Genomic DNA, 14,393 nt, shown 5'->3' with positions numbered 1-14,393 from the left:
GGCCGCGGGATTGATCCCTGTCACCCGCCGCAACACGGGCACCCCTCGCGCCGTTTCAGCCCGATCTTTCGCGTCTCGCCCCAGAGTGCATCGTAGATCAACAACTCGCCGCGCAGGACCTGCCCCGCCCCGGTAATCTGCTTCACACATTCCACCGCCATCATGGAGCCGACCACACCGGGCAGCGGCCCCAGCACCCCAGCTTCGGCACAAGATGGAGCCAATCCCGGCGCAGGTGCCTCAGGAAAGATGCACTGGTAACAAGGTCCGCCGCCGGCAGGGTCGAAGACGGACAACTGCCCTTCCCACTGGCTCAAGGCACCGGAAATCAGCGGTTTGCCCGCCGCCACGCAGGCCGCGTTCACCATGTAGCGCGTGTCGAAGTTGTCGGTGCCGTCCAGCACGACGTCATAATCCTCCAGCAGTGCGCCAACCGTGTCGGCATCCAGGCGGCGTTCATAAGGACGGACCACCACGTAAGGATTGACCGCCTCCATCGCCATCTTGGCAGAGAACACCTTGGCCATGCCAATCCGCCCGTCTGTATGCGCCACCTGCCGTTGCAGGTTGCCTGCATCCACCACGTCATCGTCGATCACGCCAATGGTGCCGACCCCTGCCGCCGCCAGATACAGCAGCGCAGGTGACCCCAGCCCGCCAGCGCCCACAACCAGAACACGCGCCTGCTTCAGCCGTTTCTGTCCCGGGCCGCCCAGCTCTCGCAGCACGATGTGGCGGGTGTAACGCTCCAGCTCACCGGTCCGAAAACGGCCCGGCTCCGGCGCTTCGGGCGCCTCCTGATCCTCCACCCGTGTGCGCAACCGTCTCAGCACCAGCGCATATCCCGCGCCCAGCGCCACAAAGCCGCCAAGGATCAGCCACCCCTGCAAACTGCCGCCCGTGGCCATACGCAGCGGATGCCCAACGGGCAAAATAAGATGAACCACCAGCACAAGCGCGTACAGCGCGGCCAAGGTGGCAAACCGGGCCCGCACCGACGTTCCCATGACGACGCCCAACCCCCAAAGCGCCGCAGCGATGACCAAAACCAGCGCCATCAGCCGGACACCCCGGTAGAGCCAAAGCCCCCGGTCCCACGCGCCGTATCGTCCAGATCGTCAACGACGCGAAAAGCGCCCTGCACCACGGGGGCCACCACCATCTGCGCAATCCGGTCGCCATGGGCGATGACGAACGTTTCCGGTCCAGCGTTCATCACAATCACTCCCAATGGCCCTCGATAATCACTGTCGATCGTGCCGGGGCTGTTGGGCAAGGTGATCCCGTGCTTCAACGCAAGGCCGGAGCGCGGGCGAAGCTGCACTTCAAATCCCGCAGGGATCGCAAGCCGCAGGCCCGTGGGCACCAAGACCCGCGCGCCGGGCGCAAGGTCCACCTGCCCGCGATCTCTGAAATTTGCACGAATATCCGCTCCCGCCGCGCCCGGCGTCGCATAGACCGGCAGCCCCAAGGCCTGATCCGCCTCAGGCTCCCAGGCAAAAACTATCTCGACCATTCCGCTCTCCGTCTGCCTGAAACACACCCGATGCAAGGCGCACCTTCGGCTTCTTTGATTTTCAAATACTCGCAAGCCCGTCCCACGCGCACCACACCGCTGCGTGACGCGCCGGGCGGATCGTTTGCCCTGCTTATGTCGCGCTTGTGAGGGCGGCTGCGATCCGGTCCGCGAGCTTGCGGGCAACCTCTGCCTTGGCGGCACGCGGCCATGTCTCTGCCCCGTCTTCCGAGATCAGGACCACTGCATTCTCCGTACCCCCCATAATCCCCGTCGCGGGGGAGACGTCGTTGGCCACAATCCAGTCGCATCCCTTGCGCGCCCGCTTCGCGGTCGCATGGGCCACCACGTCGTCCGTTTCCGCGGCAAAGCCCACCACCAGAGCGGGCCGCCCGACCTCCAGCCGCGAAACCTCGCGCAGAATGTCGGGGTTTTCCTCGAATTCCAACACCGGCAGCTTGCCGGCCTCTTTCTTGATCTTCGAGCCGCTTTCCCATGCCACACGCCAGTCAGCCACAGCAGCGGCAAAGATCCCGGCGTCCACAGGCAGCGCAGTCATCACTGCGGCGCGCATATCGCGGGCGCTTTGGACCTCGATCACCTGCACACCGCTGGGACGCGCCACATCCGCCGGTCCCGTGACAAACACCACCTCGGCTCCCAGATCGCGCAGCGCCTCGGCAATCGCCGTGCCTTGCGCCCCGGACGACCGATTGGCGATATAGCGCACCGGATCAATGGGTTCATGCGTCGGGCCAGAGGTGACCAGCACACGCTTGCCACGCAACGGCCCATCGCCCAGCGCGGTCTCGACAGCTGCGACAATCTCCAGCGGTTCGGACATGCGTCCCGGACCGAATTCGCCACAGGCCATGTCGCCGGAGTTCGGCCCCACAACCGTAACGCCATCGCCCCGCAGCACCGACAGATTGCGCTGCGTCGCCGGGTGATCCCACATGCGCACATTCATCGCAGGCGCGATCATCACCGGCGTATCCGTCGCCATCAGCAACGTGGTCGCCAGATCATTGGCGTGGCCGCCGGCCATTTTCGCCATCAGGTCTGCCGTAGCGGGCACCACCAGCACCAGGTCCGCCACGCGGGACAGTTGGATATGGCCCATCTCCGCCTCCTTGGTCAGGTCAAAGAGGTCGCGATGCACCTCTTCCCCCGCCAGGGCCGACACGCTGAGGGGCGTGACAAATTGCTCCGCCGCGCGTGTCATCACCGGTGTCACCGACGCCCCGCGTTCGCGCAAGCGGCGGATCAGGTCGAGGCATTTGTAGGCCGCAATCCCGCCACCAATCACCATCAGGATACGCTTGCCTGCAAGTGTCATTGTGCTCATCCCGGCTTTCCCGTCTGCGTGAGAAAGGGCGTATCTTAGGACGCCCTTAACGGCTGTACCCTACCCTTGCAGCGTCGCGAAAGGAAAGCCAACTCATGCAGGTTCATGACAGCGAACAGAAATCCGGCTGGGCCGCGCTGGCGCCCCTGATGGCGGCCTACCAGGCCAAGATCGCAGAGGCGCGCACAGCAGACGCCAAATCCGCCGCGCAGGACAACAAGGTGTCGGAGGCCAAGAGCCTCGCGCCGACCGACGCGGAGGCACGTATGGTCTCAGAACTCAAAGCCCGCGACCGCGAAGTGCGCACCCACGAACAGGCGCATATGGCTGTTGGCGGGGCGCATGCGGGCGGGGCGAGCTACACCTACCAGATCGGCCCGGACGGCAAGCGATACGCCATCGGTGGCGAGGTGCCCATCGACGTCTCTCCCGTGCCCAACGATCCGGAGGCGACACTCGCCAAGATGGATCAGATCAAGGCGGCAGCCTTGGCCCCTGCGGACCCTTCCAGTGCGGACCGCAAGATCGCCGCCCTCGCAGACGCCGCGCGAGCAAAAGCGCAGGCGGACCTGAACGCCCTACGCGCGGATGAACGCAGCGGCGACGTGGACAGGACCGCGTGAGCTACTGAAAGGCCGCGCAGGGATCGTCACGCTCAACGGCAGGGGCATCGGCGACCGCATCAAAAGTGCCGTCGGGTGCGCGACCATCTTCGCCCTGCCCCAACGCGTAGATCGTCAGATCCGGCATGGCCCGCGACAACGCCTCTGGCGCGCCCCAATCCTTGCGGGCATGGCCGTTTCCGGTGATGACCGCAACCGGCCCGCCTGTGGCGACAATGGCCTCGCGGATCACAGCCGCAATCCGCGCGTCCCGCAGGCGCTGAATGTCCACCATCCTTGCCAGCACCTCCTCTGGCAAAGCATCGCAATGCGCCGACATTTGCATGGACTCGCGCGCCTGCTGTTGGCTCTCAGGCAGATCCCGGTCCAATCCGAACAGCGCGGCATTGGTGCCAAACACCTCCGCCACGGGCGCACCCATCACACGACGCGCCTCCTCCCGAGGAAGCGCCGCGCCGAAATGTTGCGCATCAGGGGCGGCCGCGAAAATCGGGTAATACATGGAGAAATCCGGCCAGCCGTTTTCCTCCCAGTACAGAAACGGGCCAAGCACCGCCTCGGCCCCCAGCATCTCTGGCGTGACGGCAGAGGCGCGCACCCCTGTCAGCATCTCCCAGACGATGCCACGTGGTTGTAATTGCGCGACAATATCGGCCTGCCGCATGTGGTGATCGGGATTGTCATGCACCTCTCCCAGGAAAACCACATCCGCACCGCGCATATCTTCAACGGAAAAACCCCCGTCAGCCTGCGCTGCGGGGGTCATCGTGATCAGGGCCAAAATGGCGATAAAATATCTCATGCGAGGAAGTGTTCGACTTCACTGCTTTGCGCCTGCAACGCCTTGCGCATCTTGCCAAAGGCGGCGGCTTCAAGCTGTCGGACGCGCTCTTTCGAGAGACCCAGTTCAGTCCCCAGACTTTCCAGCGTACGGGCCTCTTCGCGCAGCTTGCGTTCGCGAATAATGAAACGCTCGCGCTCATTCAGACCGTTCATCGCATCCACCAGCCAGTTGCGCAGACAGGCCGTGTCATGGGTGTTTTCCACAAGCTCGGCACTTTGGGCGCTGTCGTCTTCGAGGGTGTCGATCCACTCGCGACCTTCATCTTCCACCGACTGTGTTGCATTCAACGAAAAATCGGACCCGGACAAACGCCCTTCCATCATCTCGACGTCGCGCAGCGGGACGCCGATCTCGGTGGCGATCATGTGGCGAAGCTGATAGCCGTCCAGCTTTTCGCCGGAGGCCTGCGCCTCACGCTCCAGACGCGCCTGAACCCGGCGCATGTTGAAAAACAGGGCTTTCTGCGACGAGGTCGACCCGGTCCGCACCATTGACCAGTTGCGCATCACGTAGTCCTGGATCGACGCCTTGATCCACCAGACGGCGTAGGTCGAAAAGCGCACACCGCGATCAGGATCGAACTTGTCTGCGGCTTTCATAAGACCAAGACCGGCCTCCTGAATGAGGTCGTTCATCGGCGCGCCGTAACGCTTGAACTTGGACGCCATCGAAATCGCCAAGCGCATGTAGGCCTGGATCAGCCGGTGCAGCGCCTGTTCATCACCGTGGTCGCGCCACGCATAAGCAAGACGGAGTTCTGTCTCTGCATCGAGCAGTTCGGCCTTCATGGCCCGGCGGGAAAGAGTTTGGTCGTTGAAGCCGTCGAGTGCCATGAGAACCCCCAGTCATATCAAATTCCCCTTGATTGGGGATTTGAAAGTACTACGCACGGGGACCGCATTTGGTTCAGTCGGATCGGCGAAAAACTTCTTTACGGGCCGGTCGAGGCGTTCATATTTTCTTTCCCATCATCGGTTGCGGCAGAATTTTTCCGCTGATTGACAACCAGTTGGCGCGCCTTTGATCTTTCGATCAAAAGTCAAATCCATCCGCAGGAGTTTTCCGACCGGGAAAATGACAACGGGGAAGGCGAAGCCTCCCCCGCGTCTTAAATTATTGCCTCCGCATCGGAAACATTTGGCATCGCAGCACGACCAGGATCAGCCGAGAACCTCGCGCACGACGTCGCCGGTCTTGGTTGCGATCTCGTCGGCTTCCGCCTCGGTCAGGCACAGCGGCGGCGCGAAGCCAAGGATATCGCCCTGCGGCATGGCGCGAGCGATCAGGCCCTTGGACGCCAGCGCAGCGGATAGCTGCGCGCCGACCTTTTTCGCCGGGTCAAAGAAGGTGCGGCTCTCGCGATCTTCGACGAATTCAACGGCGCACAGCATACCTTCGCCGCGGACTTCGCCCACATGCGCATGGTCGCCCACAGCCTCTTTCATGACCTTGTTGAGATACGCACCGGTCTTGCCCGCGTTCTCCACCAGTCCCAGCTTGTCGATCAGGTTGAGGTTGGCCACACCCGCAGCTGCCCCGATCGGGTGCGCCGAATAGGTCCAGCCGTGGCCAATGGGGCCGTTTTCGTCTGTGCCCTGCTCCAGCACCTTCCACATCTTTTCGCCCACGATGGACCCCGACAGCGGCGCGTAGGCAGAAGTCAGGCCCTTGGCGATGGTGATCAGGTCGGGCTTCAGCCCGTAATGGTCGGACCCGAACATGGTGCCCAGACGGCCAAAGCCGGTGACGACCTCGTCCGCGATCAGCAGGATGTCATGCTTTTCCAGCACGGCCTGGATCGCTTCCCAGTAGCCAGCGGGCGGCGGAACGATACCGCCGGTGCCCAGAACCGGCTCCCCGATGAAGGCAGCGATGGTGTCCGCGCCTTCCCGTGCGATCAGTGCTTCCAGCTCGGATGCGCAATGCGCGACGAAATCCGCTTCCGACATGGCGGTGTCTTCGCGGCGGTAATAATAGGGGGCCTCGGTGTGGATCACCTGCGACAGCGGCAGGTCGAACTTCTTGTGGAACAGCTCAAGACCGGTCAGCGAGCCGGTCATCAGGCCCGACCCGTGGTAGCCACGCCAGCGCGAGATGATCTTTTTCTTCTTCGGCAGGCCGCGGATGTTGTTGTAATACCAGACCAGTTTGATGTTGGTCTCGTTCGCGTCGGACCCGGACATTCCAAAGTAGACCTTGGACATGTTGTCAGGCGCGCGGTCGAGGATCATCTTGGACAGGGTGATCGAGGCCTCGGTGCCGTGGCCGACGTAGGCGTGGTAATAGGCCAGCTCCTTCGCCTGCTCGGCAATCGCCTCGGCGATTTCGGGACGGCCATAGCCCACGTTGACACAATACAGGCCGGCAAAGGCGTCGAGCATCTTGTTGCCGTCGCGGTCTTCGATGTGGCAGCCCTTGCCGCCGGTGATCACGCGAGTCGCGGTTTCGCCGCGGGCGTGCTGGGCAAGGTGTGTGGACGGGTGAAAGAAGTTCTCGCGATCCCATTGGGACAACTGGTCATTGGTCAGCATTCTGGCCTCCGTTTGCGGCAGCGCGCCGCGTGTTTTGGTGTTCGGGAGCCGTCTGCCGCGCGTCATCGGGTGCCTCAGGCTCCGTCCCCCCGGCAGCAGCGCGCATTGCCTTTATTGACAGGGTTGCGCGCTGTCTAACCGATTTGGCACCACTTGAACAGTGGGTCACGGATGGATTTGATCTCCGGGCGGTGATACTCCGACTCTCAGGGACGGCAAGGACAGGAAATCACCATGGATGCCATGCATCGCACCGAAGGCCTGCTGGGCCAGCTTATCGCCTATCCGACCGTGTCGGCGGACAGCAACCGTGGCCTGATCGACTGGGCGGCGGACCACCTCACCCACCTTGGGGCGCGCTGCGAGGTGATGCAGGATGACACCGGAACCAAGGCGAACCTCTGGGCGACCTTCGGCCCCGAGCAGGACGGTGGCCTCGTGCTGTCCGGCCATTCCGATGTCGTTCCGGCAGAGGAGCCGAACTGGACCTCCGATCCCTTCACAATGGTCGAACGCGACGACAATCTCTATGGGCGCGGCACCTGCGACATGAAGGGCTTCATTGCCTGCGTCATGGCCATGGCGCCCGAGTTTGCCGGGTGGGAACTGAAAAAACCTATCCACATCGCCCTGACCTATGACGAAGAAGTCGGTTGCTACGGTGCGCGCGATCTGGTGGCGGCGCTGACCCAAAAAGGCGTGCGCCCGGCCATGGCGCTGCTGGGAGAGCCGACGCTGATGCGGGTGATCGACGGGCACAAGGGCTGCTGCGAATACACCACGCATTTTCACGGCCGCGAGGGCCATGCCTCTGCGCCGGACAAGGGCGTCAACGCCGCCTCCTATGCCACCCGCTATGCGTCGAAACTGCTCTCGCTTGAGGCCGAGCTGCGCGGTCGCGCCCCCGCTGACAGCCCGTTTGACCCGCCGTGGTCCACCATCAACATTGGCCGCATCACGGCTGGCGCGGCGCGCAACGTCATCGCCAGCCAGGCCGAGATCGAGTGGGAAATGCGCCCCGTCACACCGCGCGACACCGTGCAGGTCCTTGCCGAAATCGACCGCTACGGCGCGGAGCTTCTGGCCGAAATGCAGGCACGCGACCCGGCGGCCAACGTTCTGCGCGAGGTCATCGGCGAGGTCGCGGGCCTCGTGCCCGAAGACCGCAACCGCATGGCGGAAATCGCCTGTGCCCTGACCGGCGCGAACGGCTGCGATGTGGTGAGTTTCGGCACCGAAGCCGGACTGTTCCAGTCGCTTGGCACGCAATGTGTGGTCTGCGGTCCCGGCTCGATCGAGCAGGCGCACAGGGCGGATGAATTTGTCGCGCGCTCGGAACTGGCCGCCTGCCTCGATATGCTGGCAGGCGTGCAGCGCTACATGGTCTGACCGAGGCAAAGCACGATTTCGCCCTCCGGTGCAGGGCGGAGCCGCCATTCCGCACCCAGTAGCGGCCCGCGTCCCGGCCTCAGCCCGTCCGCTCCGGACGGCCAATGCCGGAGGCGCGACAATCCACCGCGGCGTTTCCCGTTTCCGGCGTGGACAATTGCGGTGACTTGGGCTAGGGCAGGCGCTTCTGCCGCGAAACCGCGTGCACCCCTGATGGAATTCCCCGATGCTGACCCCCCTACAAGAAGCGCTGACCGAGCGCGGATACGCCACGTTGACCGATGTCCAGGAGGCCGTTTCCGCGCCCGAACTGGCTGAACGGGACCTGCTCGTGTCCGCCCGCACCGGGTCGGGCAAGACGGTGGGTTTCGGTCTGGCCATCGCGCCCACCCTGATGAAAGGCGGCAGCCTGCCGCCCCCCGCCGCGCCGTTGGCGCTGGTTGTTGCCCCGACGCGCGAACTGGCGCTTCAGGTCGAACGCGAGCTGTCATGGCTTTACGCCAAAACCGGCGCAAGCGTTGTGTCCTGCATTGGTGGTATGGATGCCCGCGCCGAACGCCGCGCCCTGGACCGTGGCACACATATCGTTGTGGGCACGCCGGGCCGTCTGCGCGACCACATCGAACGCAACGCGCTGGACCTGTCCGACATCCGCGCGATCATCCTCGACGAAGCGGATGAGATGCTCGACCTCGGCTTCCGCGAAGACCTTGAATACATGCTGTCCGAGGCCCCGGCCGCGCGCCGCACATTGCTGTTTTCGGCCACGGTTCCGCCGGCCATCGCCCAGCTTGCCAAAAGCTTTCAGCGCGATGCCGAGCGTATCACCACGCAGGTCAAAGGCGAGCAGCACACCGACATTGAATATCGCGCCATCCAGGTGTCTGCCAACGACACAGAGCACGCGATCATCAACATGCTGCGGTTCAGCGACTCGCCGACCGCCATCATCTTTGCCAACACCCGTGCCGCCGTGGCGCGCCTCACCGCGCGTCTGGCGAACCGTGGCTTCTCCGTGGTGTCGCTCTCCGGCGAGTTGAGCCAGGATGAGCGCAGCCATGCGCTTCAGGCGCTGCGCGACGGGCGGGCCAAGGTCTGTGTGGCCACCGATGTCGCCGCACGCGGCATTGACCTGCCCAACCTCGATCTGGTGATCCACGCCGATCTGCCCACCAACACCGAAGCCCTGCTGCACCGGTCCGGCCGGACTGGCCGCGCGGGCCGCAAGGGCATCTCGGCCCTGATCGTCACAGACCGTGACGTGAACAAGGCGCGCCGCATTCTGGGCTGGGCGAAGATCTCCGCGACCTGGGCGCCCGCGCCCTCGCCCGAGGAAATCCGCGAAAAGGATCAGCAGCGCCTGCTGTCCGATCCGGCATGGACCGCAGAGCTGACCGACGAAGAAAAAGTCTTTGCCACGCAGCTTCTGGAAACCCACTCGCCGGAACAGATCGCGGCGGCCTGCCTGCGCCTGTATGAATCGCAGCTGTCCGCACCGGAGGAGCTGAACGCGCCCATGGCCAAGGGCGAGCGCCCGGAGCGGAAAGCCTTTGGCCCGTCCAAATGGGTCGCGCTTTCGGTGGGTCGCAATGACGGAGCGGAGCCGCGCTGGCTGCTGCCGCTTCTGCTGCGCGCCTCCAACATCGACAAGGCACAGGTTGGCCGGATCAAGGTCGAAGACTCCGAAACCTATGTCGAAGTGGCCGAACCTGCATTGAAGGCCGTGCTGGACGCCGTCGATGGCCAGGGTGTTCTGGAAAAGGACATCAAGCTACGCGCGCTGGACGAAGCCCCCGAATCCGCACTGCGCGCCGGTGGCAAGCGTGACGGCAAACCGGGTGGGAAGCCCGGCGGCAAATTTGGCGGCAAACCCGGCGGTCGTCCTGATCGCAGCGGCCCGCGCCCTGATCGCAAGCCGCGCGACGACGCCCGCCCGCCCTACAAAGGCAAGCGCGACGATGACCGCCCGGCCCGCGCGCCGCGCCCCGCTGCCTCTGACGCCGCTGCGCCCAAGGCGGATTCCCGTCCCGACCGCCCGCGCCGGGACGACGATGGCCCTCGCAAAAGCTTTGGCAAGCCTGCCGGCAAACCCGGCGGTGGCAAGCCCTTTGGCAAATCGGGCGACGATAAACCGTTTTCCAAAGGCCCTAAAAAGACCGGTGACAAGCCGTTTGGCAAAGGCCCCGGCAAACCCGCTGGGAAACCGTTCGCCAAATCTGCTGATGCCAAGCCTGCGGCCAAGGGCAAACCGCGCGCCAACCTGTCCGATCCGTCCGTCAGTGTGCGGGCCCGTGGCGGCGACGCCGCCCCTAAGCGGAAGCCTCGCAAGCCATAATTTTCCGGCAATGGACTGAAATCGAAACCCCGGCGGGCCTTGTGCTCATCGGGGTTTTTCTTTGCCTGGAACCGCCGCCTGAACCGCAAAGCCCACCCCACAAACGCGGGCCGGGCACCGAGAACGGGTACACCTTCTTCACTGGCGCAATGATAACACGACAGCAACGCCCGCGTGCGCACATCGTCACGCGGCCGTTGATGTCGCGGCCCAGATCGCCATCACGCTCCCGGATACCCGGAGGCGTCAAGACCCTTCAGTTCATCCCCTCGATCGTCACGACCAGCCCCGTCAACTCGGTGTCCCGAATGAAATACGGCGCGGCACTAAGCGTATGCACCGCGCCATCCACTTCGTAATCAACGGTCTGTATGGTGCGCTTGGCCAGCACCTCGCTACACAGCTTCACAATGTTGGGAAAACCCGGACTGGGCAAACTGGCCTGACTGATATGCCCCATATCCGCGCCATGCGCCGTCAGTTCGAACAAAGCAATGGCAGGCTGAGAGGCGTGCTTGATGTTCAGCCTCGAATCGAGCGCCAAAAGCGGCACCAGCATGGATTCCAAAATCGCAGTTTGCACAACGACCAGCCTGTTCAACTCGTCGGTGTTGATCAGCAGCTCTTCGTTCACCGTGATCAACTCTTCGTTCGTGGATTGAAGCTCCTCATTCGTCGTCTCCAATTCCTCGTTGGTGGATTGCAGCTCTTCATTCGCCGATTGCACCTCCTCGTTGGTGGACTGAAGCTCCACGTTCGAGGCCTGCAATTCCTCCATGGTAATCTGCAACGCCTCGCGCGCGTCAGCCAGTTCGTTCTCCACGTGCGCGAGGTACACTGCCCCCTGCCCGTTGGAGTCTTTCTCCGACGGGGACCGCGCATCGTGTTGCACCAGTTGGGTCTCGATGCTCACCAGGACGTAGCGCATGTCATTCTCTGTCGGCGTTTGGATCGGATAGCCACGCAATCGGACACGATTGAAGCCGGCTCCCTCCATGACGCGCCAAAGCCCCTTGCGGGCGGACTTTTGCTTCAAACAGAGCGGGATCAGACTGGCCGCGTCTTGCGCCAGTTCCGCCTTCAAAGTGTTGGTGGTCAAGCGCCCGCGCACCGCATCTGTCACCCGGGTAAAGGCGCTGATGTCACCAAAAATGCGAACCAGATCCTTTTGCTCACAGACAAGAAAGCCCGTCGGCGCCACCGACATAGCCAGGGTTTCGAACATGGCGCCGTTGACGCCGCTTTCGTTTTCAGGCCCGCGCGCTTCGCTGCTTTCTCTCTGCCGCCGCTGCGGAATGCCAAAACGCACAAGCGAAGTGCGATCAAACGATTTGCTGGCGGTCTTTCGGAACAGCTTTGCTTGATCGGTCACTGCGGTAAAATAGGCGTCCAGTTTGCCGACATTTTCCGAGGTGCCCAGGAACAGCAAGCCGTCGGGCCGCAGCGCATAAAGTATGCGCGACATGACTTTCACCTGCAGGGCACTCTCGAAATAAATCAGCGCATTGCGAAAGCTCACCAGGTCGATGTCAGAGAACGGCGGGTCTTGGATCACGTCGTGCTGCGAGAAAAGGACCAGCTTGCGCACCTCGGGGTTGATCCGCAGCTGGCTGTCCCTTTGCGTGGTGAATTTCTCTCGCAGATGCTCCGGAATGCTGGTTGACGCCGCCGCAGGATAGAGCCCGGCCCGGCCTCGGGCCAAGGCCGCGGTGTCCAGATCCGTGGCAAAGATCTGGATGGCACGACCGGCCTCGCTCGCTGGGATGCCAAGCAGGTCGCATAGGATAAACGCGATGGAATAGGGTTCCTCGCCTGACGCGCATCCCGGCACCCAGACGCGGATCGGACGATGGTCTGTCGCCGCGACGTAGCGCGCCAGTTCTTCTCGCAAGACCTCGTACTGATCCGGATCGCGAAAGAACCGAGTGACTGAAATCAAAAGATCGCGATAAAGCGCGTCCAGTTCTCCGGTATTCTCCTTACAAAAGGCGACATAATCCCCGTATCCGTCAAATCCCTTGACGAACATGCGTCGCTTGATTCGTCGGCTGACGGTGGTCTCTTTGTATTGTCGAAAATCAACCTTCGTGTGCGACTGCAACATCTGGAACAGGTCGTCATATTCTGTCGGCTGTTCGATCATCACCTGCAAGTCCGCGAAATCGCGCGGCCGCGCAAGGATCTGACGCAGATGCTCTCCGATCTGGCGCGGCGACAGCACCAGATCTATGAACCCACTTTGCACCGCAGACGATGGCATTGTGTCGTATTTCGCTGACGATGCGTCCTGCGCAATGGTGATGCCACCCACCTCCTGGATAGCCTGCACGCCGTAGGTGCCATCGCTCCCCGTGCCCGACAGAACCACGCCAACGCTGTGCTCACCAAAGCTTTCGGCCACGGACCGAAACAGCCGGTCGGCGGAGGGCTTCGGCTCCGCAGGACGGCCCGCCGGTTCGCATCTGTGCACCATGCCGTCGCGCACCTCCAGATCCGAGCCCGGTACGGGAACATAGATCGCGTTCGCCTCCAGCGGCGTCTTGTCCTCCACGGTCAAGACCTTCAGGCGTGTCTCCCGCGAGAGCAGCGTTTGCAGCATGCTGGCGTGATGCGACGACATATGTTGCGCAAGCACATAGGCGCAATTCAGGTCTGTCGGCAGGTGGTGCGCCATGAGCGACATGGCCTCCAACCCCCCGGCAGAAGCTGCAATGCCCACGACTGTCTGCACCGTATTCGTTTCCCCCATTCACTCGCCTCTTGCAGTGTCGATCTTGACGTCTCCGGATCGTATTAAGTCATTCTTCACCATTTAGGTTTACGTATGCTTAACGACTGGAAACCGCTTACTTTTGTCGGCGTCCGGCCAAACCCAACGAGCCGTGTGGAGCCGTCTCAACCATGAATAACTCGCCTCTTGCCGACAGCGGCACATTGGAAATCTGGCTGACCCGGGCCGGACCTTATGCGCAATGGTTTCTGGCCAATTCCCGAATCCGCTATCGCACGCATTCTAATCGAATGACCCTTGATTCGCCCATTCCTATTGCCGAAGTCGCCCACCGAGAGGTTGCGATACTCCTGCAGGAAAGGCTGGCATCCGTGGACTCCTCCACCGTGTTCAGCGATTCTGATTTCCGGCTGAACCTGCCGGGGCTGGCGTTGCACGGGCTTCGCGTGCTGACCCATGTGGCCAACGATGGCGCGGCCTCTGCCAGCGTGCGATTTGTTCACACGCTCGGCGACATCGACGGCTTTTTCCGCGCCCCTTATGGCGGCGCGCTGCGGTCAGAAAACAGTGTCGAGGACATGACCGTCCCAGTGCTTCATGACCTGCTTTTGCCCGCGCTTGAGGTCTTTGATCACATTCTGGACCACGGGTTGACCGACGATCAGGCAAAACTGCTCGCCGCGCGGGTGAAAACCATGCGCTCCCGGCGGGATGAACTGAGCGACTACATTTCCTTGCTCACCCAATACATCGAAAGCGCCCGCGCACTGGAAACGATGCACGCCACCGACACGCCGGAGGCGCTGTCAGGTTCCAAGCCCCCCGACCTTCCCTCTTTGGGTCCGACCCTGCCGCCCAGCGAACAGCATCGGCATCTCGAACTGCCACCACAGCTTTGCGGGAGCGGCGGCAACGACCTGGCGCATCGCACGCGCCACGACAGCCGCCGTCATCAAAGCCTGGAGGTTCAGGTCAGCAGTCGCGGCCGCCCCCTGCGCTGGACCCCCAAGGGTGGCCTGGCCCGTGGCGAAGGCCTTGGCATCCTCCACGGGCATCACTCCAAGTCCGAGGGCTGA

11 protein-coding genes are annotated in these 14,393 nt (G+C 62.9%); 4 read left to right on the top strand and 7 right to left on the bottom strand.

The window, feature by feature from the left end:
- Nucleotides 1-20: 20 nt before the first annotated feature.
- The 3 genes from J4E08_RS06715 to coaBC all read right to left on the bottom strand — a co-directional run bounded on the left by J4E08_RS06715 (nt 21) and on the right by coaBC (nt 2,864).
- Nucleotides 21-1,058 carry a HesA/MoeB/ThiF family protein gene (locus tag J4E08_RS06715; protein ID WP_349537818.1) on the bottom strand — a complete coding sequence of 346 codons (1,038 nt, stop codon included), beginning with the start codon at nt 1,056-1,058 and terminating at the stop codon, nt 21-23.
- Nucleotides 1,058-1,516: a dUTP diphosphatase gene (gene dut / locus J4E08_RS06710; protein WP_349537817.1), complete on the bottom strand. Its 459-nt coding sequence runs from the start codon at nt 1,514-1,516 to the stop codon at nt 1,058-1,060. Before dut ends, J4E08_RS06715 begins: the two co-directional genes overlap by 1 nt.
- A gap of 133 nt (nt 1,517-1,649) precedes the next feature.
- Entirely contained in the window at nt 1,650-2,864 is a 1,215-nt protein-coding gene (gene coaBC / locus J4E08_RS06705) for a bifunctional phosphopantothenoylcysteine decarboxylase/phosphopantothenate--cysteine ligase CoaBC (RefSeq protein ID WP_349537816.1), read from the bottom strand.
- A 95-nt stretch (nt 2,865-2,959) separates the two neighbouring features.
- On the opposite strand from coaBC, the gene J4E08_RS06700 reads away from it, so the two are divergent.
- Nucleotides 2,960-3,487 carry a putative metalloprotease CJM1_0395 family protein gene (locus J4E08_RS06700; protein WP_349537815.1) on the top strand — a complete coding sequence of 176 codons (528 nt, stop codon included), beginning with the start codon at nt 2,960-2,962 and terminating at the stop codon, nt 3,485-3,487.
- 1 nt (nt 3,488) lies between these two features.
- Here J4E08_RS06700 and J4E08_RS06695 read toward each other — a convergent pair whose 3' ends face one another.
- From J4E08_RS06695 to J4E08_RS06685, 3 genes are all read right to left on the bottom strand, one after another.
- On the bottom strand, nt 3,489-4,289 hold the full coding sequence (locus J4E08_RS06695; RefSeq protein ID WP_349537814.1) for a ChaN family lipoprotein: 801 nt from the start codon (nt 4,287-4,289) through the stop codon (nt 3,489-3,491).
- The gene (locus tag J4E08_RS06690) at nt 4,286-5,164 is read right to left on the bottom strand and encodes an RNA polymerase factor sigma-32 (protein ID WP_349537813.1); all 879 of its coding nucleotides are present in this window, start codon (nt 5,162-5,164) and stop codon (nt 4,286-4,288) included. The genes J4E08_RS06695 and J4E08_RS06690 overlap by 4 nt, the downstream gene beginning before the upstream one ends.
- Nucleotides 5,165-5,491: 327 nt before the next feature.
- Nucleotides 5,492-6,862 (bottom strand): aspartate aminotransferase family protein, encoded by a 1,371-nt coding sequence (locus tag J4E08_RS06685; protein WP_349537812.1) that lies wholly within the window; start codon nt 6,860-6,862, stop codon nt 5,492-5,494.
- A gap of 234 nt (nt 6,863-7,096) precedes the next feature.
- Here J4E08_RS06685 and argE point away from each other — a divergent pair, with 234 nt between their 5' ends.
- Together argE and J4E08_RS06675 are read left to right on the top strand one after the other, a co-directional pair.
- Entirely contained in the window at nt 7,097-8,251 is a 1,155-nt protein-coding gene (gene argE / locus J4E08_RS06680; RefSeq protein ID WP_349537811.1) for an acetylornithine deacetylase, read from the top strand.
- A 226-nt stretch (nt 8,252-8,477) separates the two neighbouring features.
- Entirely contained in the window at nt 8,478-10,586 is a 2,109-nt protein-coding gene (locus J4E08_RS06675) for a DEAD/DEAH box helicase (protein WP_349537810.1), read from the top strand.
- A gap of 256 nt (nt 10,587-10,842) precedes the next feature.
- Here the strand turns inward: J4E08_RS06675 and J4E08_RS06670 are convergent, their stop codons facing one another.
- Entirely contained in the window at nt 10,843-13,335 is a 2,493-nt protein-coding gene (locus tag J4E08_RS06670; RefSeq protein WP_349537809.1) for a chemotaxis protein CheB, read from the bottom strand.
- A gap of 152 nt (nt 13,336-13,487) precedes the next feature.
- Here J4E08_RS06670 and J4E08_RS06665 point away from each other — a divergent pair, with 152 nt between their 5' ends.
- Nucleotides 13,488-14,393 (top strand): hypothetical protein, encoded by a 906-nt coding sequence (locus tag J4E08_RS06665; RefSeq protein ID WP_349537807.1) that lies wholly within the window; start codon nt 13,488-13,490, stop codon nt 14,391-14,393.

The organism is Sagittula sp. NFXS13 (assembly GCF_040148795.1).
In the GTDB taxonomy this organism is placed as follows: Bacteria; Pseudomonadota; Alphaproteobacteria; order Rhodobacterales; family Rhodobacteraceae; genus Sagittula; species Sagittula marina.
This window is presented reverse-complemented; position numbering and strand designations above follow the sequence as displayed.